This window comes from Streptomyces sp. NPDC048644, from assembly GCF_043199105.1.
Classification (GTDB): Bacteria; Actinomycetota; Actinomycetes; order Streptomycetales; family Streptomycetaceae; genus Streptomyces.
The window spans coordinates 51,491-76,895 of the sequence record NZ_JBICVO010000018.1 but is presented as its reverse complement, the minus strand read 5'-3'; the positions used below and the strand labels follow the sequence as shown (position 1 = coordinate 76,895).

The following is a 25,405-nucleotide window of genomic DNA, read 5'->3' as shown; positions in this document are numbered from 1 at the left end:
AGAGAAGGTCACAGATGCGGGACGCGTACCACGAGGAGCTGGATTCGATCGGCGAAGGTCTGGTCGAGATGGCCCGGCTCGTCGGCTCCGCGATCGGGCGCGCCACCACGGCGATACTCGACGCGGACCTCAAGCTCGCCGAGAGCGTGATCGCCGCCGACGAGAAGGTCGACGGCCTCCAGCGCGATCTGGAGGCGCGGGCCATCACCCTGCTCGCCCGTCAGCAGCCGGTCGCCACCGACCTGCGGATCGTCGTCACCTCCCTGCGGATGAGCGCCGACCTGGAGCGCTCGGGCGACCTCGCCCAGCACGTCGCCAAGCTGGCCAGGCTGCGCTTCCCCGAGACGGCCGTGCCGCGCGATCTGCACGCCACCATCCTGGAGATGGGGCAGCTGGCGCAGCGCCTGATGGCCAAGGCGGCCGAGGTCATCATCACCAAGGACGTCGATCTGGCCCTCCAACTGGAGCAGGACGACGACGCGATGGACCTGCTGCACCGCGCGCTCTTCCAGCACCTGATGGACGACCGCTGGAAGCACGGCATCGAGACCGCCGTGGACGTGACGCTGCTGGGCCGCTACTACGAGCGGTTCGCTGACCACGCCGTGTCCGTGGCCAAGCGGGTCGTCTACCTGGTGACCGGCGAGCACGCCGACGAGATCGCTCCGCCGACGGCGGTCGAGGGCGCGTAGGGGCAGGGCGCACCACCGTGCGCCGCTGCCGCGTGCCTCCACGCGCCGTTGACGCGCCGCTCTGCGCGGGCTTGCAATGGCGGCAGGTGATCCCGAGGAGGCAATTCATGGCACTGCGCACGGACTCCCACGACGCCACCGACCGCGACGAGCCGGCGGACGCCGCCCGCCCACGTCTGCCCCTGCTCGGCGCCTGCGGCTGCGGCTCCGGCTGCGGCTGCGGCTGCCAGTCCGGCGCGCCGTGCCAGTGCGGCGGCTGCTGCGGGTAGCACCGCGGACCTGGCAGAAACCGAGCAGCACCGGAACCGAGCAGCACCGAGCCCCCCGTCGGCGGACGCAACCGCAGGCGGGGGGCTCGGGTGTGGGGTGCTACTTCTTCTTCCCCTGATTCTTCACTGCCTCGATGGCGGCCTTGGCGGCCTCCGGGTCGAGGTAGGTGCCGCCGGGCTTGACCGGGCGGAAGTCGGCGTCCAGCTCGTAGTAGAGCGGGATGCCGGTGGGGATGTTCAGGCCGGAGATGTCCGCGTCGGAGATCCCGTCGAGGTGCTTGACCAGGCCGCGGAGGCTGTTGCCGTGCGCGGCGACCAGGACCGTGCGGCCGGCGACGAGGTCCGGGACGATGCCGTCGTACCAGTACGGCAGCATGCGGGTGACGACGTCCTTGAGGCACTCCGTGCGCGGGCGCAGCTCGCTGGGGATGTCGGCGTAGCGCGGGTCGTCGCTCTGCGAGAACTCGGCGCCGTCCTCCAGGGCGGGCGGCGGGGTGTCGTACGAGCGGCGCCACAGCATGAACTGCTCCTCGCCGAACTCGGCGAGCGTCTGCGCCTTGTCCTTGCCCTGGAGCGCGCCGTAGTGGCGCTCGTTCAGGCGCCAGCTGCGGTGGACCGGGATCCAGTGGCGGTCGGCGGCCTCCAGGGCCAGCTGCGCGGTGCGGATGGCGCGCTTCTGGAGGGAGGTGTGCAGCACGTCGGGGAGCAGGCCGGCGTCCGTGAGCAGCTCTCCGCCGCGGACCGCCTCCTTCTCGCCCTTTTCGTTGAGATTGACGTCCACCCAGCCGGTGAACAGGTTCTTCGCGTTCCACTCGCTCTCGCCGTGGCGGAGGAGGATCAGCTTGTACGGTGCGTCGGCCATGGCATCGAGCGTAATCGAATACCGGCCGTGTCCCTGCCGTGCCCCGGGCGGTTGGAAGGGGCACGGGGGCGCCTCGCGAGGCCGCCGGTGCCGGTCGCCCGACGCTTGACGGCTCCCGTCAATCCGGTGGCGGCGGCTCGCCCGTGATCAGTAGTTTTCGGTCAACGCACCAGCCACTGGGGTGTCGCGCCAGGGCACCGTCCGCACGGCCGGGATGCGGTCCCGCCGCGTCCGCCGCCCACACCGCCCGGGGGAACCTTCATGTCCGCAGCCCGTCTCGCACGAGCCGCCAGGGAGAGCGTTTCCGGTCTCCCCCGCCAGTTCTGGTGGCTGTGGACCAGCACCCTGATCAACCGTCTCGGCGGGTTCGTCGCGACGTTTCTGGCGCTCTACCTGACCGTGGAGCGCGGCTACTCCGCCTCGTACGCGGGTCTCGTCGGCGCGCTGTACGGGCTCGGCGGGGTGGTCGCTTCCGTGGGCTCCGGGATCCTGACGGACCGGCTCGGGCGGCGGCCGACGATGCTGATCGCGCAGCTTTCCACGGCCGCTTCGGTCGCGCTGCTCGGCTTCATGGAATCGCCGGTCGGCATCGCCGCGGTGGCCTGCGTCGTCGGCATGGCGTCGAGCGCTTCGCGGCCCGCGGTCCAGGCGATGATGGCGGACATCGTCGCCCCCGAGGACCGGGTGCGTGCCTACGCGCTCAACTACTGGGCGATCAACCTCGGCTTCGCCTTCTCATCGGCCGCCGCCGGGCTGATCGCCGAGCACGGCTATCTGGCGCTCTTCCTGGGCGAGGCGACGCTGGTGCTGGTCTGCGCCCTGGTCGTCTTCCGGAAGCTGCCCGAGTCGCGTCCCACGGCGGGCTCCGCCGACGCCTCAGGGCCCGCCCCGTCCGCGGTGTCCATGCTGACGGTGCTGCGCGACGGCCGCTTCATGACCGTCGTCGGCCTGAACCTCCTGCTCGCGCTGGTCTTCCAGCAGGCGTATGTCTCGCTGCCGGTCTCGATGGGCCAACACGGCTTCTCCAGTGCCGACTTCGGCCTGATCATCGCCGCCAACGGCGTGCTGATCGTGCTCCTCCAGATCCCGGTCACCCGCTTCATCGAGCACCGCAGCCCCGCCGCGCTGCTGATCGGCTCGGCCCTGCTGGCCGGCTACGGCTTCGGGCTCAACGCGCTGGGCGGATCGGTGGCGCTGTACACGTTCGCGGTGGCGGTCTGGACGCTCGGCGAGATCATCAACGCGCCCACCCAGATGGGCCTGGTCGTCCGCCTCTCGCCGACCCACGGGCGCGGTCGCTACCAGGGCACGTACGCGCTGTCCTGGGCGGTCGCCTCGCTGGCCGCGCCGCTGGTAGGCGGCACGGTCATCGACCATTACGGGGCGGACGTCCTGTGGGCCGGCTGCGCGGTCGTCGGGACCGTCGCGGCCGTCGGCTACGGCCTGCTGCTGCGCAACCTCCCGGCCGCCACGGGCACGACCAGGGCGGAGAGCCGCCCGGGGGCCGGCGAGGCGGCGGCAGCGGCCGAACCGGTGGCGTGAGGCGCCGGACCCGTAAGGGGCTGAGCCCGTAAGGGACCGGCCCCGTAAGGGACCGGCCGCGGCGCTCAGAGCCGCAACTCCCGTTGTGCCTCATACAGGTTGGGCGGGCAGGCCGCCTCCGGGTGGCCGTAGGCGGCGATGCGGGTGTGCAGGGGGCCCGTGAAGTCCGGGGTGTCGATCTGGCCGAACTCCGTCACCTCGCTGAGGGCGACGGTCGCGCTGTACGGGGCGATGCCGTCGAGCTTGACGCAGCCCGCGCGGTGGTTGGTGACGGTGATGTTCCAGTGGGTGAACCGGGCGCCGTAGAGGGGCCCGGCGCTGGCATCGCCGCCGTGCGCACCGTCGTTGGTGACGGTGATGTCGGTGCGGACGTTGGCGAACGGCAGCCCGCGGTGGCTGTCGAAGGTGCCCATCGCCATCCGGCCGCGTGACCAGACGTTGTGGCTGGACAGGCCCTCGACGTTGATGCCGTGCAACTGGGTGCCGGGCGGCGCGGGGACGGTACGCCGTTCGATCGCGAAGCCCTCGACGAGGTTGTCGTGCGAGCCCTCGCGGCAGCAGTACGGGTGGTGGCTGCCGCGCCCGGAGACGCGCGTACGGCGCAGGGTGCACGCCTTGGCGGCGACCAGGAGGAAGCCGTTGTCGGCGTGCCGGACGTGGACGTCGTCCAGCCAACAGTCCCACGCGCACTGGAGGGCGACGCCGTTGTAGCCCTTGTCGAGCAGGTGCGGGGACTGCGGCGTCTCGGTCATTTCGAGGGTGAGTCCCTCGACACCCGCGCCGGTCAATGGGCGTATGGGGGTGGCGAGTCGGGGCTGCCAGGCGGGGCGTGCGTCGAGGGGCAGCGGGCGGTCGATGGTCACGCGGCGGCGGCGATGGTCGACGGACGCGACCCGGCAGGGCCACTCGTAGGGGACGTACGAGGTCAGCTTGGTCTTGTCGCTCCAGGGGTAGGACGCGGCGCCCGGGATGTCGCCGCTCATGTGCCGCAGGAGGGTGTGGCCGGCGTCGTCGGACAGGTGGAGGAGGACGCGGGCGCCGGGCCTGAGGGCGGTGGTGTCCGCCACGGTGAGGGTGTCGTCGCCCTGCCGGGCCGGTGCGGTGACGGCGGTGAGCGTGCGCCACTCGTCGCGGCGGTTGCCCGTCCACCCCTCGAACGGCCAGTCCCGGTCCTTGATCGCGTCGGTCAGCGCATCCCAACGGGCCTGCGGGCAGAGCCAGATGAGGCCGCCCGCCCATGACCAGCTGGATTTGTCGCCGCCGTAGCGGCTCCCGTAGGGGCCGATGAGGTCGGTGAGGCTGCGGGTGGCGTGCAGGGTGGTGCGTCCGCTGCCGGCGCCGCGCAGTACGACGCGGTCGTGGCCGATCCTGATGAGGTCGTCGATGCGGTAGGTGCCGGGCGGGACGTACACCGTCCCACCGCCGTCGCGGCCGGCGTCGCGGATGGCGCGGTTGATGGCGGGGGCGGCGTCGGCCGAACCGTCCGGTGCCGCGCCGTAGTCCCGGACGACGTCGGCCACTACGGGACGTCGGGGGAAGGCGGCGCCGCCGCGGTAGCCGGCCCGGCCCACGTAGGGGATCTGCGGATGGGTGTACGGGGCGGCCTTGAACTCGTCCCAGAGGGTGGTGTGTTGGCGACGCCCACCTCTGGAGGCGGCCTCTGCCGCGGCGGCCGGCACGGTTCCCGCGGCGGCCGTCGCCGCGACGCCGATCGCGCTGCCGAGCAGCCCTCGCCTGCTGATCCCCATGAGCCCGCCTTCCGCCGCCACCGACCGAATTCATATACGTGGACGTTGTTCACGTCACAGACGGCGTGAGGATGCCACGCGACGGGGTCCGACGGAAGGGGGCGGACGGAGGGGCGGGCGCCTCGCCGCTCTTGACCAGGACCGCAGGCCGTCCGGGATCCCCCCTCGGACGTCACCCCGCTCTCCGGACGCGGAGGCGCCGACGAGTGGGACTGTTACGGTTCCAGGAGCAGGGACAACCGGGTCCGCTGCGGGACCAGAAGTGGGAGGTGAGTTGATGACTGCCGTAGAGGCCGCTGCCGTGTGCAGTGCCCGGACCATCCTCACGTCCCGGGCCCCGGTCTGACCTGAAGTTCACGCCCCCGCCCGAGCCTGTCGGCAGGCGGGAGGCCCGCGCTTTGCGCCTATCGGGGTCCTTTCCCAAGGGTCTCCACGTTGTCTCAACCACCTTCTTTCCTTCCCTTTTCGCCTTCCCTCGCGGACTTCGGCCGGGGTGAAGGCGTGCGAGCACGCCTTCACCCCCCACCGGGCCGTGTACCCGTGGTGGCCGTGGTGCTGGAGCGGCGGTCCACGCTGGTGCGCTCCACCGCAACCGCCTGCTGGGCCAGAACCTGTTGGCCGTCGGTGCCGTGCGCGCCACCGACGGCAAGGGCAGGCACACCACCGCCTGGCGAGAGCTGCTCCCGCTGCCCACCGGCGGGGTCCTGCTGGGCACCCCCGGTCTGCGTGCGGTCGGCCTGCACGACGCAGGGGACGGGCCGGACCACACCTTCGCGGAGATCCAACAGCTCGCCCGCACCTGCCGGTTCGCCCACGCCGACCCGGCGCGGCCCGGCATGAGCCAGGCGCTGGCCGCACTACAGGAAGAGAGCACTCTGCGGCGCGAGCACGGCGGCCACGACAACTACGCCGCCTACGTACTCCACCGCCACGACCCCGTCCACACACACGAACGGAACACCCACCATGACCAACTGGACCACCCGCCCCGAGACCGGCGCCGACATCCCCGCCATCCGCGACATCAACCTCGCCGCCTTCGAGACCCCGGCCGAGGCCGATCTCGTCGACGTGCTGCGCGCCGACTCCTCCTGGATCGACGGCCTGTCCTTCGTCTCGACCGATGAGGACGGCAAGGCCATCGGCCACGCCCTGCTGACCCGCTGCCACATCGGCGACACCCCGGCCCTGTGCCTGGCCCCCTGCGCCGTACGGCCCGCGTACCAGAACAGCGGCGCCGGCTCGGCCGCCATCCGCGCCGCCCTCAAGGCAGCCAAGGAGATGGGCGAGTACTACGTCACCGTCCTCGGACACCCCACGTACTACCCGCGCTTCGGCTTCACCCGCGCCTCAACTCACGGCATCGGCCTGACCATCGACGTCCCGGACGAGGCCATGATGGCCCTCACCCTCGACGAGGCCCACCCGCTGCCCAGCGGCACCGTCCGCTACGCAGCACCCTTCGGGATCTGATCCCGGGCTCTCCGTACGCGGGGGCGTCCCGCTCCTTCGCACGGAGAGCCACGACTTCCTTCGCCGTGGTTCCGGGGGTACGGGGTACAGGGTCGTGCTAGCCACACCCCCCGGCCGGGTGCCCCCACCATCGCGCGGCCCCCTCCAGAACACGATCCTGGAAGGGCCACGGCAGGGCGCAGCGCGGGACGGGGCACGGTACGGGGGAATGACGGGACCGCAGCCGCGCCGCCCTGCCGTCGGCGGAAGCAGACGCGCGAATCGGGGGCGAGGACGGGATGGGCTGGGGCATGGGGACGGGCGAGGGTGCCGGGGCGGGTACGGCGGAAGGCGCGGAGCGGGAAGCCCGGCTGGCCAGGGAGCAGCGGTCGGTGCGCCGGTCGGCGGCGGTGGGGGCGCTGGTGATGGCCGTCAGTCTGATCGCCACCTCCGCCGGGGCGTCAGCGGGGGCGGCGGACGGGACACCGGCCGGGTCGTCGCGGCCGGCCGCGGCGCGGACGAGCGCGCCATCGGCCGACTCGGCGCGCCCGGCGCCGAAGTCCGTCCGGATGCACCTGCCGGCCCCTACGGGATCCCACCGAGTGGGCGTGGTGTCCCTGCACTTGACCGACCACGAGCGTCGCGACCCGTGGGTTTCAGGGGAGCGCCGCGAGCTGATGGTGAGCGTGCGCTATCCGGCGGGCGCGGACGCCGGGCGGTATCCGCGTGCGCCGCAGATGCTGCCGGGCGAGGCGGCCGGGTTCGACGCGATGAACGCCTTCTCGGAGTACGTGCCGCGGGGCGCCGTCGACTGGGCGGCCACCCGCACCGCCGCACACCAAGGTGCGCCGCCCGAGCGGTCCCACGGGCGGCTGCCGGTGCTGCTCTACTCCCCCGGCGCCGGCGATCCGCGGTCGCTCGGCAGCACCCTCTGCGACGAACTGGCCTCCCGTGGCTACGTGGTGGTGAGCATCGACCACACCTACGAGGCAGCTGCGGTGCAGTTCCCCGGCGGCCGGGTGGCCCGCAGCGTGATGCCCGCCGAGATGGCCCGCGCGCAGCAGGCGGGGCGGATTCCCGAGCTGCTGAAGAAGGTGACGGATGTGCGGGTGGCCGACACCCGTTTCGTGCTGGACGAGTTGGCGCGGGCCGACGGGCCGTCCGCGGCGGGCGGCGGGCTTCCCGGCGGGCTGCGCGGCGCTCTGGACCTGGACGCGGTCGGCATGCTCGGGCACTCGGCCGGCGGTTTCACCGCGGCGCTGGCCCTGCACGACGACCGGCGGGTCAAGGCGGCGGTGAACATGGACGGCGTCATGGGTTACACGCAGGAGGACGACGATCCCTCGCATCCTTCGCGGGTGGGAACCGACGGCGTGGCCCGGCCGTTGATGCTGATGGGGAAGGACGGCGACAACCGTCACACGGTCGCTTCGTGGGGCGCCGCCTGGGAGCACAGCCGGGGCCGGCACCGCGGAGTGATGCTGGAAGGGGGAGCACATGCGAGCTATACGGACGCCGAGTCGCTGATACCGCAGGTCGCCGCGGCGCTGAAGCTGCCGGGGAAGGACGTCGCGAAGATGGTCGGCACGGTCGATCCCGGGCGGGCGGTCGCCGCGCAGAAGGCGTATGTGTCGGCGTTCTTCGACAAGTGGCTGCGTGGCCGGGACGACGGCGGGCTGCTGGACGGCCCCTCGGGGTGCTACCCGGAGATGCGGTTCGTCCCGTAGGGGTGCGGGGCGGGGCGTCCCGGAGTCAGGGTGTCCGGTCCGGGTTCTGCGGCGCGGGCTGCCGGGTCAGGTGGGCGAACGCGTCGAGGTTGCGGGTGGATTCGCCGCGGGCGACCCGCCAGGTGTACTCCTTGCGGATCGCCGTGGCGAAGCCCATCTCCAGCAGGGTGTTGAAGCTGCCGTCGGCGTTCTCCAGGACCGTGCCCAGGATGCGGTCGAGTTCATCGGCGGTGACGGCCGCGAGCGGGAGCTTGCCGACGAGGTAGATGTCGCCGAGCTTGTCGATCGCGTAACTGACGCCGTAGAGGCGGGTGTTGCGCTCCAGCAGCCAGCGGTGGACGGCTTCGTGGTTCTCGTCGGGGCGGCGGACGACAAAGGCGTTGATGGACAGGGAGTGCTTGCCGACGACGAAGGAGCAGGTGGTGGAGAGCTTGCGGGTGCCGGGCAGCTTGACGACGTAGGTGCCGTCGGCGGGGCTCTCCCAGTCGAGGCCGGCGTCGTCGAGGGTGCGCGCGATCACCGCACCAGCCGTCGCCGTCGGGTCGGCCGCCCGCTCCTTCGCCCTGTCGTCACCCATGGAGTGATCGTAGGTGACGGCGGCGCTCCTGTATCGCGGCGGAGTAGACGTCGCCGGTGGCCGTGGCCGCGGTGTCCCAGCCGAAGGACTGGGCGTGCCGGGCTGCCGCTGCCCCCATCCGGGCGGCCTGCGCGGGGTCGGCAGCGAAGCGGGCGAGCGCGCGGGCGTAGTCGGCCGGGTCGTGGCCGCCGATGAGGTAGCCGCTGACGCCGTCGCGCACCGCCACCGGCAGGCCGCCGACCGCAGCCGCGACGACCGGGGTGCCGCTGGCCTGCGCCTCTATGGCGACGAGCCCGAACGACTCGTTGTAGGACGGCATGACCAGGACGGACGCGGCGCGGTACCAGTCCGCGAGCTGTTCCTGGCCGACCGGCGGCCGGAAGCGTACGACGTCGGCGATGCCGAGCCTGGCGGCCAGCTTCTGGAGCCCTTCGGGCTTGGCGAGACCGCTGCCGCTGGGCCCGCCGACCACCGGGACGACGATGCGCGAGCGCAGCGCGGGGTCATCCTCCAGGAGCACGGCGACCGCGCGCAGCAGGACGTCGGGCGCCTTCAACGGCTGGATGCGGCCGGCGAACAGCGGGATGACGGCGTCCTGCGGCAGCCCGAGGCGGGCGCGGGCGGCGGCCCTGCTCTCGGCGACGGCGGCCTCGCCCGCGGCTCCGGCGAGCCCGGATCCGGTGGCGCCGGTGGGCCGGAAGCGGTCCAGATTCACGCCGGGGTGCACGACGGCGACCCGGCCAGGCTCGGCCTCGTAGTGCCGCACCAGTTCGTCCGCCTCTTCGGATGTGTTCGCGATCAACCGGTCGGCGGCGCGGACGACCTGGGTCTCGCCGATGACCCTGGCCGCGGGCTCCGGGGTGTCGCCGGCCGCGAGCGAGGCGTTCTTGACCTTGGCCATGGTGTGCATGGCGTGCACGAGCGGCACGCCCCAGCGTTCGGACGCGAGCCAGCCGACGTGCCCGGAGAGCCAGTAGTGGGAGTGCACGAGGTCGTAGTAGCCGGGGCGGTGGCCCGCCCAGGTCTGCATCACGCCGTGGGTGAAGGCGCAGAGCTGGGCCGGCAGCTCCTCCTTGGCCAGCCCTTCGTAGGGGCCCGCGTCGACGTGCCGGACGAGGACGCCGGGGGCCAGCTCGACGGAGGGCGGGAGGGTGCCGGTGGTGGCGCGGGTGAAGATCTCCACCTCGATGTTGATCGCGGCGAGCTTCTTGGCGAGTTCGACGATGTAGACGTTCATCCCGCCGGCGTCGCCGGTGCCCGGCTGGTGGAGCGGGGAGGTGTGCACGCTGAGCATGGCCACCCGGCGCGGTCGCCGAGCGGCGCCCATGCGCAGCCTGGCCGGGCCCGGGAACGGGCCGTGCGGACGGCTGCGGAGCCGGGACACGTATGAGCTCACTGCGAGCTACCTCCTACTGGGCGGGCTGCGCGTCTCCGACCCCCTCTAACAACGGAATATGGCCGTCCCATTCCTCCGGGCGCCCCGTGTGCCCGGCTTTGCCAAAGTGTGACCAAGTCGTGGACGGGATCGAGCCACGGCATGATCAGCGGCGGCCCGGGATCCGGCTCCCGGCATGAAGCACCCGCAGCCCGGCGCCCGGCAGGCGGCGCCCCTGACCCGGCCGCCGGACGGGCCCCTTCCGGCCGCGGCTTAGGCTCGTCGCATGGCCCGCCGCTCCTCCGTCTCCGCCGCCCCGGCGCCCGCCCGCCCCGTCGGCAGCGCCACCCGCGGGACCACCAACCCCAACCGCCTGCGCCGGATGGACCGCTGGATCGCCGCCGAACACGCCGCCGTACTGCGGCGCAGCGCCGATCCCGTCGCCGTCGACCTCGGGTACGGGGCGGCGCCCTGGACGGCGGTGGAGCTGCTGACCAGGCTGCGGACGGTCCGCCCCGACGCGCGGGTGGTCGGCATCGAGATCGACCCGGCCCGTGTCGAGGCCGCCCGCCCCTACGAGCGGCCCGGCCTCGACTTCCTGCACGGCGGCTTCGAGGTGCCGCTGCCCGGCGGCAGGCAGCGGGCGCCGCTGCTGATCCGCGCGGCGAACGTCCTGCGGCAGTACGACGAGGACGAGGTGGCGGCCGTCTGGCGGCGGCTGTGCGCGCGGCTCGCGCCCGGCGGGCTGCTGGTCGAGGGCACCTGCGACGAGATCGGGCGCCGGCACGTGTGGGTGGCGCTGGGCCCCGAAGGCCCGCGCACGGTCACCTTCGCGACCCGGCTCGGCTCCCTGGACACCCCGTCCGACCTGGCAGAACGGCTGCCGAAGGCGCTGATCCACCGCAATGTGCCGGGCGAGCGGGTGCACGCCTTCCTGCGCGACTTCGACCGTGCCTGGGCCGCCGCCGCACCGCTCGGCGCCCTGGGTGCGAGGCAGCGCTGGATCGCCGCCGTCCGCGCCCTCGCGGCGGACTGGCCCCTGGCGGGCGACCCGCGCCGCCTGCGGCAGGGCGAGGTCACGGTGCGGTGGGAGGCGCTGGCGCCCAGGACGTGAGGCGGGCGGGCCGCGGGCGCCGCACGCCACCGGTTCGGGCCCCGCCTTCGTCGCTACGCCACCGGTTCCAGCCCCGCCGCATCGCCCGCGTCCACGACCGGCAGCTCCGCCAGCTCCCGCAGCCTGGACTCCGTCACCGAGCCGCGCGGCGCGCTGTACGTCACCAGGATCTGGTCGTCGTCGGTCGTCAGCCGGAAGGTCTCGAAGGTGACGTGCAGCTCGCCGACCCGGGGATGCACGATCCGCTTCGTGCCGCGCAGGCACTCGCTCACCGCCTGCGCCTCCCACACCCTGCGGAAGTCCCCGCTGCGTTCGAGGAGTTCGCCGACCACCGCGCAGATCCGCGGGTCATCGGGGTGCCGCCCGCTCTCGGCGCGCAGATTGCCGACCACTTCCTCGGCGATCAGCTCCCAGTCCGGGTGCAGCGCGCGGGCCGCGGGGTCGAGGAAGACCAGCAGCGCGGAGTTGTGCCGCCCGGGGGCGGTGCCTTCGAGGTCGAAGCCGACCCTGGCGCCCAGGGAATTCCAGGCGAGGATGTCGAGGCCGCGGCCGAAGACCATGGCGGGGACGGTGCAGGACATCGCGTCGAGCAGCTGCCTGACCTCGGGCCGCACGCTCTGTCCCGGTCCCGCGACCGGGGCGCAGTCGCCCGCGCGGTGGTCGAGCGCCGCGACGTTCCGCAGGTACGTCACCTCGCCGCCGGTGAGCCGCAGCGCCCGCGCGATGGCGTCCAGGACGGATGCGGAGATGGCGTGCGCGCGGCCCTGTTCGATGCGGGTGTAGTAGTCGACGCTGATGGCCGCGAGCTGCGCGACCTCCTCGCGCCGCAGCCCGCGCACCCGGCGGCGGCTGCGCCCGCCGGGCAGCCCGAGGTCGGCCGGGTCGAGCGCCGCCCGGCGCGCCTTGAGGAACGAGCCGATCTCCACTTCCCGATGCAGCATCCGTCCAGTATGCGACGCGCGCCCGGTCGGGTGGTTCCGCCGGACCCAGGATGCAACGGGCCTGGCCCGCTCCTGACGGTGGCCGCAGGCTGAGGCACATACCCGCCGGGCACGGCCATCGGCGACTCTCCCTGTGGAACCCACAGAACCCGCAGACCCCTTAGAAGGAGCAGCTCATGAAGCGCAGGACTCTCGGCGGCACCGGCATCTCGGTCAGCGAGTACGCGCTGGGCGCGATGATGCTCGGCGCCCTGGGCAACACCGATCACGACGACGGCGTACGGATCGTGCACCGTGCGCTGGACGCCGGGATCAACCTCGTGGACACCGCCGACGTGTACGCGGCGGGCGAATCCGAGGAGATCGTCGGCAAGGCGCTGAAGGGGCGGCGCGACGAGGTCGTGCTGGCGTCGAAGTTCCGCAGCTCGATGGGGCCCGACGCCAACCAGGGCGGTGGCTCCCGCCGTTGGATCGTGCGCGCCGTGGAGGACAGCCTGCGGCGGCTGGGCACCGACTACCTCGACCTCTATCAGATGCACCGGCCCGACCCGGCCACCGATGTCGACGAGACGCTGGCGGCGCTCTCGGACCTGGTGCGGTCGGGCAAGGTGCGGGCGGTCGGCAGCTCGACGTTCCCCGCCGAGCAGATCGTCGAGGCGCAGTGGACCGCCGAGCGCCGCGGCCATGTCCGCTTCCGTACCGAGCAGCCGCCGTACTCGATCCTGGCGCGGCAGGCCGAGGCCGCCGTGCTGCCGACCGCGCAGCGCTACGGCATGGGCGTGCTGACCTGGGGCCCGCTCAGCGCGGGGCGGCTGTCGGGGCGCGCCCTGTCGGCCAGTTCGCGGGCCGGCATCGAGACGCAGAAGTTCGACCTCTCGCTCCCGGAGAACGCCCGCAAGGCGGAGGCGGTGGACGCCCTGTCCAAGGTGGCGGCCGACGCGGGCCTGACCCTGCCGCACCTGGCGACCGCCTTCGTGCGCGCCCACCCCGCGGTCACGTCCGTGATCATCGGGCCGCGCACCATGGACCAGCTCGACAGCCTCCTGGACGGCGCGGACGTGATGCTGAGCGGGGACGTACTCGACCGCATCGACGCGATCGTCCCGCCGGGCACCGACCTCAACCGCGCCGACAGCTACTACCTCCCGCCGGCCCTGAAGGACCCGTCCCTGCGACGGCGGTAGCGGCTCCCCGGGCCCGGCAGCGGGGCGCCCGACCTCTCCGGAACGGAGGCGGTCGGGCGCCCCGTTTCACGTTTTCGTGGCCTGGTCGTAGACGCCGACGATGCGCTCCAGGAACGCCGCGACGACGGCCTGTTCATCGGGCGAGAGCGCGTCGGCGGCTTCCGTGACGCCCTGGATGACGGGGGCGACGTGCTCGAAGGCGGCGGCGCCCCAGTGGTCGTCGGGGGTGACGATCACCTTGCGGCGGTCGGTGGGGTGCGGCCCGCGGGTGACGTGCCCGGCTGCGACGAGCCGGTCGATGACCAGGGTGGTCGCCGCGGTGGATGCGTCCAGCCTGCGCGCGAGGTCGGTGGGGGTGGTCGGCCCGACGTTGACGAGGTGGTCCATCACCGCGAGGCCGGCCGCGTCCACCTCCATCCGCCGGCCGAGATACCGCTCGAACCGCTGCTGGCGCAGGGTCAGGTTCCGCAGCTGCTCCCGGATGGGGCCGCCCGGCGCGGTCGCGGGGTCCTGCCGGGCGGGGCCGGGGGCGCCTTCCGGAGGGGCGGTGGCGGGCCTTTTGACATCCATGGCCCTCAGGTTACTCTCAATCTTGCTAAGAAAATTGGTAATCAATGAGCTGAGGGAAAATGAGTGCCGACCCGACCGCCGCACCGCCCTACCGGTGGCGCTGGCTGATCCTGGTGGTGATGCTCGTCGCGGAGATCATGGATCTGCTGGACGCGTCGATCGTCAACGTGGCCGGGCCCGCCCTGGAGGAATCCCTCGGCGCGGGCCCCGTCGGCCTCCAGTGGGTGATCGGCGGCTACGCCCTCACCCTGGGCGCCGGGCTGATCCTGGGCGGCCGGCTCGGCGACCGCTACGGGCGCCGCCGTATGTTCCTGACCGGCCTCGCCGCCTTCACCGCCGCCTCCCTGCTGTGCGCGGCGGCCCCGGACATCGAGGCCCTGATCGTCTTCCGGCTGCTCCAGGGCACCGCGGGCGCGATGCTGCTGCCCCAGGGCCTCGGCCTGCTCCGGGAGAACTTCTCCGGGCCCGAACTCACCAAGGTCTTCGGCATCTTCGGGCCCGTCCTGGGTCTGGGCGGCATCATCGGCCCGGTACTGGGCGGCGGCCTCATCCAGGGCGACTTCTTCGGCCTGGGCTGGCGCCTGGTCTTCCTGGTCAACCTGCCGATCGGCATCGCCGCCCTGATCGTCGCCGCGGTCTTCGTCCCCAGGAAGCCGGGCGATGCCACCGTACGGATCGACGGCGTCGGCGCGGCCCTGGTGGCGGCGGCCTGCGCGCTGCTGGTGCTGCCGCTCAACCAGGGCCAGGAGTCCGGCTGGCCGCTGTGGACCTGGCTGTGCATGGCCGCGTCCGTCGTCGCCTTCGCCGCCTTCGCCGTCCGGCAGCGCCGCACCGCAGCCGCCGGCCGTGCGCCGCTGGTGACCCCCGCGCTGCTCCGCAAGCCCGCCTTCACCGTCGGGCTCGGCGGCATCGCGCTGTTCTTCGGCGGGCTGGTCGGCAGCCAGCTCGTGCTGACCCTCTACCTCCAGATCGGGCAGCACTTCACCGCGGGCCAGGCCGGTCTCGGCAACCTGCCGCTCGCCGTGGGCACCGCGATCGGCGGCGCGGTCAGCGGGGCCGTGCTGGCGGACCGGATCGGCCGGGCGGTGCTCCAGGTCGGGCCGCTCGTCCAGCTCGGCGGCGCGGCCCTGCTCTGGTACGAACTCGACGGCACCGGCGGCCCGGCGTCCTTCTCCATCTGGGACGTGGCACCCGGCATCGCGGTCTGCGGCATCGGCGCGGGCCTGGTCATCGCCGCCCTCTTCAGCTTCATCCTCGCCGCCGTCGACGACCACGAGATCGGCTCGGCGTCCGGCGTGCTGTCCGCGGTGCAGTCGGTCGGCGGCTCACTCGGCGTGGCCGTCTTCGGCTCGGTCTTCTTCGGCCGGGCCGAAACCGGCGACTTCACCGGCGGATTCCGCCAGGCCCTGATCGTGCAGAGCTGCCTGCTGGTGGCCTTCCTCGCCCTCACCTTCCTGCTCCCCAAGAAGGCACGCCCCGAAGGCGAACAGCACACCGCACCGGCCACCGGCACGGGCCCGGCCGCCGACGACCCACGGGAGACCGCCGCCGTCTGACGTCCCGGCCGGGCCGCCGTCTCCCCAACTCCCGTACCCCACCTCCCCCTTCACCAGGAGCGCGCCATGTCCCACAGGACCGTCCTGATCGCCGGAGCGGGCATCGCGGGCCCCGCCCTCGCCCACTGGCTCCACCGTCACGGCATGCCAGCCACCGTCGTCGAACGCGCCCCGGGACTGCGGGCGGGCGGCCAGACCGTGGACCTGCGGGGCGCCGGACGCGCCGTCGCCCGCCGGATGGGTCTGGAGGCCGCGGTGCGCGCCGCGAGCACCGGCGAGGCGGGCATCCGCTTCGTCGACGCCAGGGGACGCACCCGCGCCGCGCTGCCTGCGGACGCCTTCGGCGGCCAGGGCCCGGTCACCGAACTGGAGATCCTGCGCGGCGAGTTGTGCCACCTCCTGTACGAGGCCACCCGCGAGCACACCGCGTACGTCTTCGGCGACGAGATCACCCACCTGCACGACGACGGCGACCGCGTCCACGTCACTTTCCGGCACGCCGCCGCCCGCGCCTTCGACCTCGTCATCGCCGCCGACGGCGCCGGCTCGCACACCCGTGACCTGGTCTTCGGCGACACCACCCGCACCCGGCACCTCGGTCTTTGCACCGCGTACCTGACCATCCCCCGCGAGCCGCACGACGACCGCTGGGCCCGCTGGCACAACGCCACCAAGGGCCGGACGGTGACCCTGCGCCCCGACAACCAGGGCACCACCCGCGCCTACCTCTCCTTCACCACACCAACCCACGGCTACGAACGCCTCGAACCCGCCGCCCGGATACGGCTGTTGCGCCGGGTCTTCGCGGACGTCGGAGGCGAGGCGCCCCGCGTGCTGGCCGCACTGGAATCCGCTCCCGACCTCTACGTCGAATCCGTCGCCCAGATCCTGATGCCCCGCTGGTCACAAGGCCGCGTCGGCGTCCTGGGCGACGCGGCCCACTGCGCATCCCCGCTCAGCGGCATGGGCACCAGCCTCGCCTTCGCCGGCGCCTACGTCCTCGCCGGCGAACTGGCCGGGCACGCCCACCACACCGACGCGTTCGCCGCCTACGAATCCGCCCTGCGCCCCTACGTCGCACGCGCCCAGAAGCTGCCGCCCGGCGTGCCCCGCATCGCCTCGCCCCGCACCCGGGCCGGCATCAGGACCCTCAACACGGTGCTGCGCGCCGCCGGGCACCCCCGCGTCAGTCGAGCGCTGGGCCGCTTTCTGGTCCCGCCGGCCGACACCTTCCGGCTGCCCGCCTACGGGGTGTGAACCCGCAGGCGGGCAGCGGCGGGCGGTCAGCCGGTCTTCAGGACGGGCCGGCGCAGGTCGAACCAGGTGGCCAGGTCGAGGGCCCGCTCCAGGGTGGTGCGGTCCTGGGAGGTGACCGTCTCGTGGGCGGCGTGCGCGGCGGCCTTGACCAGGTCGCGGTTGCACAGTTCCAGCGCCGGGTGGCCGGCGGCGAGCAGGTCGGCGGCCTGCGACTGGATCGCCGACAGGTACGCCGGGTCGAACGTCCCGGGGTAGCCGCTCTTCTTGCGGTCGGCGACGGACTGCGGCAGCACGTCACGGGTGGCCGCCCGCAGGATGCTCTTCTCCCGCCCGTCGAACGTCTTGAGCGCCCAAGGGGTGTTGAAGACGTACTGGACGAGCCGGTGGTCGCAGAACGGCACCCGCACCTCCAGGCCGACGGCCATGCTCATCCGGTCCTTGCGGTCGAGCAGGGTCTGCACCATCCGCGTCAGGTGCAGGTAGCAGATCTGCCGCATCCGCTTCTCGACCCCCGACTCGCCGTCCTTGAGCGGAGTCTGCGCGACGGCGGCGAGGTAGTGGTCGTGGACGTAGGCGGGCAGGTCGAGGGTGCGTGCCAGGCCCGCTTCGACCAGGCTGGAGGCGTCGAAGAGCGCCTTCGATCCGGCCAGCCAGGGGAAGGTGTCGGCATGCACCCGCTCGTCGTGGAACCACGGGTAGCCGCCGAAGATCTCGTCGGCCGATTCACCGGAGAGCGCCACAGTCGACCGCTCGCGGACCGCCTTGAACAGCAGGTACAGCGAGTTGTCGCGGTCGCCGAGGCCGATCGGGAAGTCCCGCGCGCCCACGGCGGCCCGGCGGACCTCCGGGTCGGCCAGCTCCGCGCCGTCGAGGATGATGTCGCGGTGCTCGCACTGCACGTGCTCGGCGACCGCGTGCACGTACGGGGTGTCCTGCGTCGGGCTGATGTCGACGGACTGGAAGTTCTTCTCCTGGTCGGGGAAGTCGACGGCGAAGCTGCGGACCTTCTCGCCGACCGCGCCGAGCTGCTGGGCCGCTATGGCGGTCATCGCGGAGGAGTCCAGGCCGCCCGACAGCAGCGTGCAGCGGGGGACGTCGGCGACCAGCTGCCTGGCGATGATGTCGTCCAGCAGCTCCCGCACGTGCGCGACGGTGGTCTGCCGGTCGTCCGTGTGCTCGCTGACCTGGAGCGACCAGTAGGCGTGCGTGCGGATGCCGGACCTGTCGACCACGGCGATGTGGCCGGGGAGCAGTTCGCGCATGCCGTCCCAGATCGCGTGGCCCGGGGTCTTGGCGAAGGAGAACAGCTCGCGCAGTCCGTCGAGTCCGACGACCGGTGCGCACAGCGGGTTGGCGAGGATCGCCTTGGGCTCGGAGCCGAAGAGGATGCCGTCGTCGGTCTCGTAGTAGTAGAAGGGCTTGATGCCCATGCGGTCGCGGATCATGACGAGCCGGTCGGTCCTGGCGTCCCAGATGGCGAAGGCGTACATGCCGTTGAGCCGCTCGGCGAGCGATTCGCCCCATTCCAGGTAGCCGTGCAGCACGACCTCGGTATCCGAATCGGTGGTGAACCGGTGCCCACGGCGGCGGAGTTCGTCGCGCAGCTCGGTGTAGTTGTACGCCTCGCCGGAATACACCATCGCGACCGGCCCGTCATCCGTCTCGACCTGCATCGGCTGGGCGCCGCCCGGCAGGTCGATGACGGCGAGCCGCCGGTGTCCTAACGCGGCGTGCCGGGCCGTCCACGCGCCACGGGCGTCCGGGCCACGGCAGGCCATCGTCTCGGTCATGGTGTCGAGCACCTGCGTATGAGCCGTGAGATTCCGCTGGTAGGCGACCCAGCCGGTGATACCGCACATCGCGATCAACCCCTCTTCATCGAGCGGATGGTTGTATCCACCATGAACTTGCTCGCGGGGGTTGGCTACGGCGCCTCGGGCGGCTGCCCCGTTGCCTTTCTCACAGGTAAATTTGTGTTAATTTCGCGTTTCTCACCGGGACTTCCGAGGAAGCGTTTCGTTCCGCCACGGGCGCCTCAGGCGTCCCCTCCCGGACAGAACCGGGAGGGGACGGAGAAACCAGCCGTCTCCGGGCGGGGCGCTAATCCGGGTCGGGGAGGAAGTAAGGATCGATTCCCATGGCCGTGAGATCGGCGCGCACCCTCTGCACGAAGTCCCGTAGCTCCGTCGTGAGGATTTCCCGGCCGACCGGACGGGTCCAGGAATCCGGCTCGAAGATCGAACCCACCACCCAGCCGCCGTCGCGTTCCACAATGCGCAGCAGTCCGGGATCGGCCGACATGGAATCGAGTACGAAGCCTTCCGAAGGGCCCGCCGTGGTGAGCCACGCGTTCACGCGATAGGCGAGTTCGGCCACCGGGAATCCCGCCTCGGCGAACACATCCCGGCCGCCGTCGGAAAGCGTCAGATCGCCCTCAAGGCTGAGGAGGAGTTCGGCCAGAGTGGGTCCGCTCGATTCCTCGGCATGCAGATTCTCGTACGTGATTTTCATGCTGACTCCTGCATCACGGGCTGACTCCTGCATCACGGGTTGAACGGAAGGGTGTTGAACACCCGGCCATCGCCGGTGACGATGATCCTGATGCCCTTCTGCCCCTTCGTTCCGATGGAGCGTCCGAGGTTGACCTCCACCTTGAACGTATCTTCCGGGTTGTTGGGCTTGAACACCGCGTCCTTCGAGGTGAGCCCCTCCACGATCCAGTCCTTGACCTGGTCCTTGGAGGTGGTGTCGAACTTGGCCCACCGTCCTTCCGCACTGAAGAGGTGCTTGTCCTTGACCGTCATCTTGGAGAGATCCTTCGACGCCTTGAAGGCGGTTTCCGAAACCGTCGCGAGCTTTCCGACCCGCGTCGTCTTCGCAAGCGCCTCCACCCCCTCGATGGCCTTTCCGGCCTTCTTGACCTTTCCGACCGGCGTGACGGCCACGGCGAAGGCGGCGCACCTGGTCACGGTCGGGTCCTTGATGCACTCCTCCAGATCGGAATAACCGATGAAGATGTCACCCGCCATGCGGAGCTGCTGCTTGGCCTGATCGGCATCCATTTCGATCAGGTAGGCGCCGTCCAGCTGGAGACACCAGCCGACACCGGGGCCCGGGGCGCACGGAATCCCCTTCTTCTTTTCCTTCTCCTTCGCCCTTTCCTCCCGCAGACGCTTGGCGTCATCGGCCGCCTCCGCGGCTTCCGCGCTGCGCATCTCCTCGACGTCGCGCCAGGCGTCCGATGCGGCCTTCTTCGTTTCCTTGGCGTCCTTTCCTGCCTTTTCGGCGGAACTCCGGGCCCTGGTAGCCGCGTTGTGTGCCTCCCTGGCCGAATCCCGCGCGTATCCGGCGGAGAATTCCGCACCGGCGGCGGACGCCTCGGCGCTGCTCGCGTCGCGGTCGGCGGCCGACGCGGCATTGCGGGCGGTCACCGCGGACTTGGCGGCCCGCGCGGCCGACGCCTCGGTGCTACGGCTCCCTCTCCACCGGCCGACGCCTTCGGCGGCACCACCCGCCAGGACGACATCGTCACCCTCTGGCCCGGCAGCGGAAAGCTCACCATGAACACCGCCACCACCCTCACCTCGCTTGCGGGGGAACGGACGCTGGTCCCCAAGGGCTGACCCGGCCCCACGGCAGAACGTGCGGTGCGCCCCTTCATCACGGCGAGGGGCGCACCGCACGTTCTGCTCCCACCGCCCGTAATTCCCTCGCAGCACACCCCCGCGCCTGGCACGATCACCGTCATGCCCGCGTCCACGCCCCCCGCCTTCATGACGCCCGACCAGCTCGCCGCCCGCGCGTCACGCGCGCGCGATGCGGCCACCGCCGCGGGCCGCGCTCTCGGGCTGACGGTGACCGACCCGACCGTGCTCCACGACGCGTTCTCCGTCGTCGTACACCTCGCTCCGTCACCGGTGGTGGTCCGGGTACCCACCGTCCTGCCGCCGTACGCAGGACCCGGCATCCAGGCGGCGCGTCAGCGGCTGGAACTCGACGTGGTGCAGTGGCTCGCGGACCAGGGCACCCCGGTGATCCCACCGAGCCCGCTCGTGCCGCGGGAACCCGTACAGCGCGACGGATTCTCCATGACCTTCTGGCAGTTCACCGAGCAGGACACCGGCACCGAACCCGATTACGTCCACCACTCCGGCCTGGTCGCCGACCTGCACGCCGCGCTGCGCGACTACCCGGGCGACCTGCCGTTCCTCTCGGCCGCCGAACCGCAGTTCACCACGGAAGGACTCGCGGCTCTCGCGTCCCGTCCCGACCTCATCGATCCGGCCGCTCTCGACCGCGCGCGACGCGAATGGGAAATCCTGGAACCCGTCGTACGCTCCCGCGCCGCATTCGAGGCGGCGTTCCCCGGCATCGGCCTCCAGCCGCTCCACGGCGACGCCCCCGCCGTCAACATCGTCACCGGCCCGCACGGCGCCCTGTACTCCGACTTCGAACTGGCCACGCTCGGCCCCGTCGAATGGGACCTGGCGTACCTCGGCCCCGAGTGCGAGGCCGCCTACAACGCCGCCGCCAGGCGCCGGGGTCTGCGGCAACTCGACGACCGGGTACTCCGCTTCGTCAACGCCGTGGGCAACTGCCGCGTGATCGCCTGCCTCACCCTCGCCCCCGAACTGCCCCTGCTCGTGGAGGCATTGAAGCCGTCCGTCGAACAGTGGCGCGCGACACCGTTCGACGCGGGGCTGAACGGCTGAAGGGCCGGCACCCCACTCCGGGGAGCTCCAGACCGCACCCTTCTCCCCTCTTCTCACCCCTCCCGCGCCAGCCCCTCCCGTAGCCCTGCCGTGATCGTCCGGAGCCCGAACACGAATCTGGCGTCGAAGTCGAGGAGCGCGGACAGCGGGCTCCTGGCCAGGTGCGGATAGTCCGCATCGGAGAACCCCGCCGTCACTTCCTCCAGGTCGGCCCCGGTGCGCCCCTGCTGCTCCAGCACCTCACCCAGGACGTAGGAGAAGACCGTGGTGACGGCGTACACCGCCGCCTCTCCGGTGAACCCCGCCTCCTCCATGGCGGCCAGCAGGGAGTCGGCGAGCGTCAGCGTGGGCTGCCGGCTGGTGTAGGAACCGCCCACGATGCGGGCCCCGTCCCGCTGGCCGAGCATGGCCGCCCGCAGCCGTCCGGCCAGCACGCTGATCCGGGTCTGCCAGTCCGCCTGCGGGAGCGGCCCGAGCGCGGCGGCGAGCACCGCGTCGGCCATCGCGTCCACCAGGGCGCCCTTGTCGCTGAACAGCCGGTACAGCGCGGGCGGTTGGGTCGCCAGAGCGTCGGAAAGCCGCCGCATGGTCAGCGACTCCAGACCACCGTGATTGACCAGGGCCAGCGCCGCGTCCACCACGGTGTCCGGCCGGACCGGCCCCTTGCGCGCCCCGGCGCCTCCACTCTCCCGCATTGACATGTTAACGACGTTATCACTAACGTCCACGCCAGCTTGTTAACACCGTTACTACCCATCGCTCACTGCCTACCACTCACCACTGCTCTCTTCGCCAGTTCACGAGAAGCAGCCCGTCAGAAGGAGGAGGAATGGCGACCCCGACCGCGCCCGCCACCGACCCACCGGCCCCCGGAACCGGACCGCAGGAGACCCCGGTGATCGTGCGGCAACTCCGCTGGGAGGCCACCGGAGTGGTCTCGGTGCTGCTGGCCAGGCCGGACGGCGGACCACTGCCCGCCTGGCAGCCCGGCGCCCACGTGGAACTGGTGCTGCCCACCGGCATCGCCCGGCAGTACTCACTGTGCGGCTCCCCCGACGACCCGTCCGGCTACCGCATCGCGGTACGGCGCGATCCCGCGAGCCGTGGCGGATCGGAGTACGTGCACTCCTTCCTGCGGCCCGGCCAGCCCCTGCGGATCCGCGGCCCCCGCAACCACTTCCCCTTCGAGCCGGCCGACTCGTACCTGTTCATCGCGGGCGGCATCGGCATCACCCCGCTCCTGCCGATGGTGCGCCGGGCCGCCGCGTCGGGCGCGAGGTGGCAACTCGCCTACGGCGGACGGTCCGCCGCCTCCATGGCGTTCCGCGACAAGCTGACGCCCCACCGCGACGCCGTCCGCCTCTACCCGGGTGACGAGTCCGGCCGCATACCCCTGGACGCGCTACTTGCTGAGGTTCGCCCCCGCACGGCCGTCTACGCCTGCGGCCCCGAACCCCTGCTGACCGCCGTGACCGACGGCACCGCACACCTGCCTCCCGAGGCCGTGCACATGGAACGGTTCAAGCCACGGACCAGGAAAGACACCCGCAACACCTCGGTGGAGGTGGTCTGCGCCAGGTCCGGCCGCACCGTCGACGTACCCGCGGAGCGCAGCGTGCTGGACGCGCTCACCGCCGCGGGCCTGCCGGTGACCGGCTCGTGCCGCCAGGGAGTGTGCGGCACCTGCGAGACCCGGGTGCTCGACGGCGTACCCGACCACCGCGACGACATCCTCTCCGAGGTGGACCGGGAAAAGGGCGACCGCATGTACCTCTGCGTCTCCCGGGCACGCACCCCCAGGCTGGTCCTCGATGTCTGATCCCACCCCCGCCACCGCCACCCCTGCCGCCGGCACAGGGGACGCAGCCGACGCATGGGACGCACAGGCCATGTGGGACGCCCGCACCCCCGCCCCCGAACACACCGCAGCCGACGCCTACCGCCCCATCGACATGGCACGCGTCCGCGAAATCATCGGCTACCCCGAACTCTTCATCACGGAGAAAAAGGAACCCTTCCTCGGCGACTTCATGCGCCGCTTCATCGCCCACAGCACGTTCTTCTGCCTGGCCACCGCCGACGACAGCGGAGGCGTGGACGCCAGCCCCAAGGGCGACCCGCCGGGCACGGTCCGCATCCTGGACCCCTGGACGCTGGCCCTCCCCGACCGTCCGGGCAACCGCACCGCCGACACCTTCGAGAACATCACCCGCAACCCGGCCGTGGGCATGGTCTTCTTCGTCCCCGGCGTACGGGAGACGTTCCGGGTGAACGGCGACGCGTTCCTCACCGACGACCCCGACCTGCTGGAACGCCTCGGAGCCGAGGGCAAACCGGCCGTCCTCGCCACGATCGTGAAGGTACGCGAGGCGTTCTTCCAGTGCGGCAAGGCCGTGATCCGCGCCGGCCTCTGGTCCGACGACCCCCGAAACCTGGCCGACTCCCTCACCGTCGGCACCAACTTCTACAACCAGGTAACCGCCCAAATGGCAGAAAAAATGGCCACCCACTTCGGCACCGGTCTCGGCTCCCTCGGCACGATCGTGGAAGAGCGTTACCGGGATGATCTGTTTTGATGGGAGTGGGGGTGGGGGGCTGGGCGGAGGGCTGCCCCACCCAGCCCAGGCAGCCAAGGGGGCAAAATGTGGTCGGGCAGACACGACAGTTACCTCGAAGCAACCGGAAAAGCGATCGCTGAGGAGATCCAGCGAAACCGCTCCGAACAGCGCGCCAGAGCCGCCAAATACGGCAGAGAGCAAGCGGAACAAAGCCGCAGGATCGCCCGCGCGACCGAAGCCGCCGAACTGGAACGCCTCGCGGTCCTCGGGCAGATCACACAGGCCGAATACAAGGCCCGCTTGGCGTCCCTGGAAGAAGGCGCCAATGAAGGAACCGGATAGCCCCAGGTCGATCATCTGCATCCCGTCCGTTTCCCTTGGCCAGGCCCGGATCGCGTTTTACCAGGCCCGGATCGCGCCAGTGTCTTGGTCGGCCGGTGCCACAGCCCGCGGCTTGCGGGCCTTTCCCGTACGGCGGCCGACCTTGAAGAACGGGCCCACGACCTCCATCAGCTTGTCGTAACTCTCCGGGTCGAGGCCGGTTTCGTACGCCACGCCAGCAGCGATGCGAGGGTACAGCGTGCTTCAACACGAAGCTCAGCGCGGAAGGCAGGTCTTCTGCCAATCCACCGACGACATGCTGAGAGCTGCCTCGGCAAGGGCCTGAGCCGAACCGGTCTTCAGCTTGCTGATGCTGCTGTCGATCCAAGGCTGCACGGTCGAGATGCCTTACTCACGGTATTCGACGGCCTGGATGAGGCATTCGAGCTTATCGGCATCGTGAGCGCAGACGACTTCGAGCGAATCGCCATGCTCATATTCCTGCACAATGCGCTTGGCCCCGGCCTGAACTGCCGGGTGGGCGGCGGAGACCTGATCCGCGGTGACCGTCTCGTTGGAAGCCGCATCCAAGTAGCGCCGACCGATGTGCGGGATGTCGCTCACCCGGGTTGACTGAAGGCCGAACTGTCGGGATCCATCACCAGTCGTTGGGTTCTCTTCCTCGCTTTCGATGAGGTTGGAGTCGTCGATCTGGAAGCCATACGGACCCAGGCCGCAGCGGCGCAAGTTCTCATTCTCCCTGCGCCCTACTGAAGGTCACAAATTCCTCCCAGGCCGATCGTGGGAAAGCCAGGGTGGCACCTTGACGGCGCTTGGAGTCCCGAACCAAGATCTTGACCGGGTGGTTATCAGCAACTTCGATGCAGCTTTCCGACCTTGTGTAGGTACTTGTGTGCCAGTTCGGCTCTTCAGCCATGTTTTCCTCCC

At 71.5% G+C, this 25,405-nt stretch carries 27 protein-coding genes; 14 read left to right on the top strand and 13 right to left on the bottom strand.

All coding sequences use genetic code 11. The features are described 5' to 3' along the window. Nucleotides 1-14: 14 nt before the first annotated feature. Together phoU and ACGFNI_RS30660 are read left to right on the top strand one after the other, a co-directional pair. Nucleotides 15-692 (top strand): phosphate signaling complex protein PhoU, encoded by a 678-nt coding sequence (phoU, locus tag ACGFNI_RS30665; protein WP_393688172.1) that lies wholly within the window; start codon nucleotides 15-17, stop codon nucleotides 690-692. A gap of 107 nt (nucleotides 693-799) precedes the next feature. After that, nucleotides 800-961: a hypothetical protein gene (locus tag ACGFNI_RS30660; RefSeq protein WP_393688170.1), complete on the top strand. Its 162-nt coding sequence runs from the start codon at nucleotides 800-802 to the stop codon at nucleotides 959-961. Nucleotides 962-1,061: 100 nt separating this feature from the next. On the opposite strand, the gene ACGFNI_RS30655 is transcribed toward ACGFNI_RS30660, so the two are convergent. After that, entirely contained in the window at nucleotides 1,062-1,823 is a 762-nt protein-coding gene (locus ACGFNI_RS30655) for a phosphoglyceromutase (RefSeq protein ID WP_393688168.1), read from the bottom strand. A gap of 261 nt (nucleotides 1,824-2,084) precedes the next feature. Here ACGFNI_RS30655 and ACGFNI_RS30650 point away from each other — a divergent pair, with 261 nt between their 5' ends. After that, a complete protein-coding gene (locus tag ACGFNI_RS30650) occupies nucleotides 2,085-3,365 on the top strand; it encodes an MDR family MFS transporter (RefSeq protein ID WP_393688166.1) in 1,281 nt (426 codons plus the stop codon). A 65-nt stretch (nucleotides 3,366-3,430) separates the two neighbouring features. Here the strand turns inward: ACGFNI_RS30650 and ACGFNI_RS30645 are convergent, their stop codons facing one another. Next, nucleotides 3,431-5,113, bottom strand: coding sequence for a glycoside hydrolase family 55 protein (locus ACGFNI_RS30645; protein WP_393688164.1), 1,683 nt, complete (start codon nucleotides 5,111-5,113; stop codon nucleotides 3,431-3,433). 629 nt (nucleotides 5,114-5,742) lie between these two features. On the opposite strand from ACGFNI_RS30645, the gene ACGFNI_RS30640 reads away from it, so the two are divergent. The 3 genes from ACGFNI_RS30640 (at nucleotide 5,743) to ACGFNI_RS30630 (ending at nucleotide 8,292) form a co-directional block, all read left to right on the top strand. After that, nucleotides 5,743-6,240 carry a hypothetical protein gene (locus ACGFNI_RS30640; RefSeq protein WP_393688162.1) on the top strand — a complete coding sequence of 166 codons (498 nt, stop codon included), beginning with the start codon at nucleotides 5,743-5,745 and terminating at the stop codon, nucleotides 6,238-6,240. Beyond that, a complete protein-coding gene (locus ACGFNI_RS30635) occupies nucleotides 6,128-6,586 on the top strand; it encodes a GNAT family N-acetyltransferase (protein ID WP_393688339.1) in 459 nt (152 codons plus the stop codon). The genes ACGFNI_RS30640 and ACGFNI_RS30635 overlap by 113 nt, the downstream gene beginning before the upstream one ends. A gap of 290 nt (nucleotides 6,587-6,876) precedes the next feature. Continuing rightward, nucleotides 6,877-8,292, top strand: a complete 1,416-nt coding sequence (locus ACGFNI_RS30630) for an alpha/beta hydrolase family protein (protein ID WP_393688160.1) — start codon at nucleotides 6,877-6,879, stop codon at nucleotides 8,290-8,292. A 25-nt stretch (nucleotides 8,293-8,317) separates the two neighbouring features. Here ACGFNI_RS30630 and ACGFNI_RS30625 read toward each other — a convergent pair whose 3' ends face one another. Continuing rightward, nucleotides 8,318-8,869 (bottom strand): YbjN domain-containing protein, encoded by a 552-nt coding sequence (locus ACGFNI_RS30625; RefSeq protein ID WP_393688159.1) that lies wholly within the window; start codon nucleotides 8,867-8,869, stop codon nucleotides 8,318-8,320. Continuing rightward, nucleotides 8,862-10,265, bottom strand: a complete 1,404-nt coding sequence (gene mshA / locus ACGFNI_RS30620; protein ID WP_393688157.1) for a D-inositol-3-phosphate glycosyltransferase — start codon at nucleotides 10,263-10,265, stop codon at nucleotides 8,862-8,864. Before mshA ends, ACGFNI_RS30625 begins: the two co-directional genes overlap by 8 nt. Before the next feature lie 265 nt (nucleotides 10,266-10,530). On the opposite strand from mshA, the gene ACGFNI_RS30615 reads away from it, so the two are divergent. Continuing rightward, complete coding sequence (locus ACGFNI_RS30615) at nucleotides 10,531-11,358, top strand: class I SAM-dependent methyltransferase (protein WP_393688155.1); 828 nt, start codon at nucleotides 10,531-10,533, stop codon at nucleotides 11,356-11,358. Between the two features lie 53 nt (nucleotides 11,359-11,411). Here the strand turns inward: ACGFNI_RS30615 and ACGFNI_RS30610 are convergent, their stop codons facing one another. Beyond that, the gene (locus ACGFNI_RS30610) at nucleotides 11,412-12,299 is read right to left on the bottom strand and encodes a helix-turn-helix domain-containing protein (protein ID WP_393688153.1); all 888 of its coding nucleotides are present in this window, start codon (nucleotides 12,297-12,299) and stop codon (nucleotides 11,412-11,414) included. A gap of 176 nt (nucleotides 12,300-12,475) precedes the next feature. Between ACGFNI_RS30610 and ACGFNI_RS30605 the strand changes: the two genes are divergently transcribed. Next, nucleotides 12,476-13,483, top strand: a complete 1,008-nt coding sequence (locus tag ACGFNI_RS30605; RefSeq protein WP_393688151.1) for an aldo/keto reductase — start codon at nucleotides 12,476-12,478, stop codon at nucleotides 13,481-13,483. A gap of 66 nt (nucleotides 13,484-13,549) precedes the next feature. Here ACGFNI_RS30605 and ACGFNI_RS30600 read toward each other — a convergent pair whose 3' ends face one another. After that, nucleotides 13,550-14,053 carry a MarR family winged helix-turn-helix transcriptional regulator gene (locus ACGFNI_RS30600; protein ID WP_393688149.1) on the bottom strand — a complete coding sequence of 168 codons (504 nt, stop codon included), beginning with the start codon at nucleotides 14,051-14,053 and terminating at the stop codon, nucleotides 13,550-13,552. Nucleotides 14,054-14,112: 59 nt separating this feature from the next. Between ACGFNI_RS30600 and ACGFNI_RS30595 the strand changes: the two genes are divergently transcribed. Together ACGFNI_RS30595 and ACGFNI_RS30590 are read left to right on the top strand one after the other, a co-directional pair. After that, nucleotides 14,113-15,609, top strand: coding sequence for an MFS transporter (locus ACGFNI_RS30595; protein WP_393688147.1), 1,497 nt, complete (start codon nucleotides 14,113-14,115; stop codon nucleotides 15,607-15,609). A 66-nt stretch (nucleotides 15,610-15,675) separates the two neighbouring features. Then, nucleotides 15,676-16,866, top strand: a complete 1,191-nt coding sequence (locus tag ACGFNI_RS30590; protein WP_393688145.1) for an FAD-dependent monooxygenase — start codon at nucleotides 15,676-15,678, stop codon at nucleotides 16,864-16,866. Between the two features lie 26 nt (nucleotides 16,867-16,892). Here the strand turns inward: ACGFNI_RS30590 and asnB are convergent, their stop codons facing one another. The 3 genes from asnB to ACGFNI_RS30575 form a co-directional block, all read right to left on the bottom strand. Continuing rightward, nucleotides 16,893-18,725 (bottom strand): asparagine synthase (glutamine-hydrolyzing), encoded by a 1,833-nt coding sequence (gene asnB, locus ACGFNI_RS30585; protein WP_393688143.1) that lies wholly within the window; start codon nucleotides 18,723-18,725, stop codon nucleotides 16,893-16,895. Nucleotides 18,726-18,966: 241 nt separating this feature from the next. Further along, the gene (locus tag ACGFNI_RS30580) at nucleotides 18,967-19,377 is read right to left on the bottom strand and encodes a hypothetical protein (protein ID WP_393688141.1); all 411 of its coding nucleotides are present in this window, start codon (nucleotides 19,375-19,377) and stop codon (nucleotides 18,967-18,969) included. A gap of 32 nt (nucleotides 19,378-19,409) precedes the next feature. Continuing rightward, nucleotides 19,410-20,297, bottom strand: coding sequence for a hypothetical protein (locus ACGFNI_RS30575; RefSeq protein WP_393688139.1), 888 nt, complete (start codon nucleotides 20,295-20,297; stop codon nucleotides 19,410-19,412). 315 nt (nucleotides 20,298-20,612) lie between these two features. Here ACGFNI_RS30575 and ACGFNI_RS30570 point away from each other — a divergent pair, with 315 nt between their 5' ends. Further along, the gene (locus ACGFNI_RS30570; RefSeq protein WP_393688137.1) at nucleotides 20,613-21,578 is read left to right on the top strand and encodes a phosphotransferase family protein; all 966 of its coding nucleotides are present in this window, start codon (nucleotides 20,613-20,615) and stop codon (nucleotides 21,576-21,578) included. 53 nt (nucleotides 21,579-21,631) lie between these two features. Here the strand turns inward: ACGFNI_RS30570 and ACGFNI_RS30565 are convergent, their stop codons facing one another. Next, nucleotides 21,632-22,279 (bottom strand): TetR/AcrR family transcriptional regulator C-terminal domain-containing protein, encoded by a 648-nt coding sequence (locus tag ACGFNI_RS30565; RefSeq protein WP_393688135.1) that lies wholly within the window; start codon nucleotides 22,277-22,279, stop codon nucleotides 21,632-21,634. A gap of 128 nt (nucleotides 22,280-22,407) precedes the next feature. Here ACGFNI_RS30565 and ACGFNI_RS30560 point away from each other — a divergent pair, with 128 nt between their 5' ends. From ACGFNI_RS30560 to ACGFNI_RS30550, 3 genes are all read left to right on the top strand, one after another. Then, a complete protein-coding gene (locus tag ACGFNI_RS30560) occupies nucleotides 22,408-23,397 on the top strand; it encodes a PDR/VanB family oxidoreductase (protein ID WP_393688131.1) in 990 nt (329 codons plus the stop codon). Continuing rightward, nucleotides 23,390-24,154 carry an MSMEG_1061 family FMN-dependent PPOX-type flavoprotein gene (locus ACGFNI_RS30555; RefSeq protein WP_393688129.1) on the top strand — a complete coding sequence of 255 codons (765 nt, stop codon included), beginning with the start codon at nucleotides 23,390-23,392 and terminating at the stop codon, nucleotides 24,152-24,154. The genes ACGFNI_RS30560 and ACGFNI_RS30555 overlap by 8 nt, the downstream gene beginning before the upstream one ends. A 66-nt stretch (nucleotides 24,155-24,220) precedes the next feature. Then, the gene (locus ACGFNI_RS30550; RefSeq protein ID WP_393688127.1) at nucleotides 24,221-24,478 is read left to right on the top strand and encodes a hypothetical protein; all 258 of its coding nucleotides are present in this window, start codon (nucleotides 24,221-24,223) and stop codon (nucleotides 24,476-24,478) included. A gap of 57 nt (nucleotides 24,479-24,535) precedes the next feature. On the opposite strand, the gene ACGFNI_RS30545 is transcribed toward ACGFNI_RS30550, so the two are convergent. From ACGFNI_RS30545 to ACGFNI_RS30535, 3 genes are all read right to left on the bottom strand, one after another. Beyond that, nucleotides 24,536-24,691 carry a hypothetical protein gene (locus ACGFNI_RS30545; RefSeq protein ID WP_393688125.1) on the bottom strand — a complete coding sequence of 52 codons (156 nt, stop codon included), beginning with the start codon at nucleotides 24,689-24,691 and terminating at the stop codon, nucleotides 24,536-24,538. A 174-nt stretch (nucleotides 24,692-24,865) separates the two neighbouring features. Beyond that, nucleotides 24,866-25,204: an HD domain-containing protein gene (locus ACGFNI_RS30540; RefSeq protein ID WP_393688123.1), complete on the bottom strand. Its 339-nt coding sequence runs from the start codon at nucleotides 25,202-25,204 to the stop codon at nucleotides 24,866-24,868. Between the two features lie 4 nt (nucleotides 25,205-25,208). Next, complete coding sequence (locus tag ACGFNI_RS30535) at nucleotides 25,209-25,394, bottom strand: DUF397 domain-containing protein (protein ID WP_393688121.1); 186 nt, start codon at nucleotides 25,392-25,394, stop codon at nucleotides 25,209-25,211. Nucleotides 25,395-25,405: the final 11 nt, after the last annotated feature.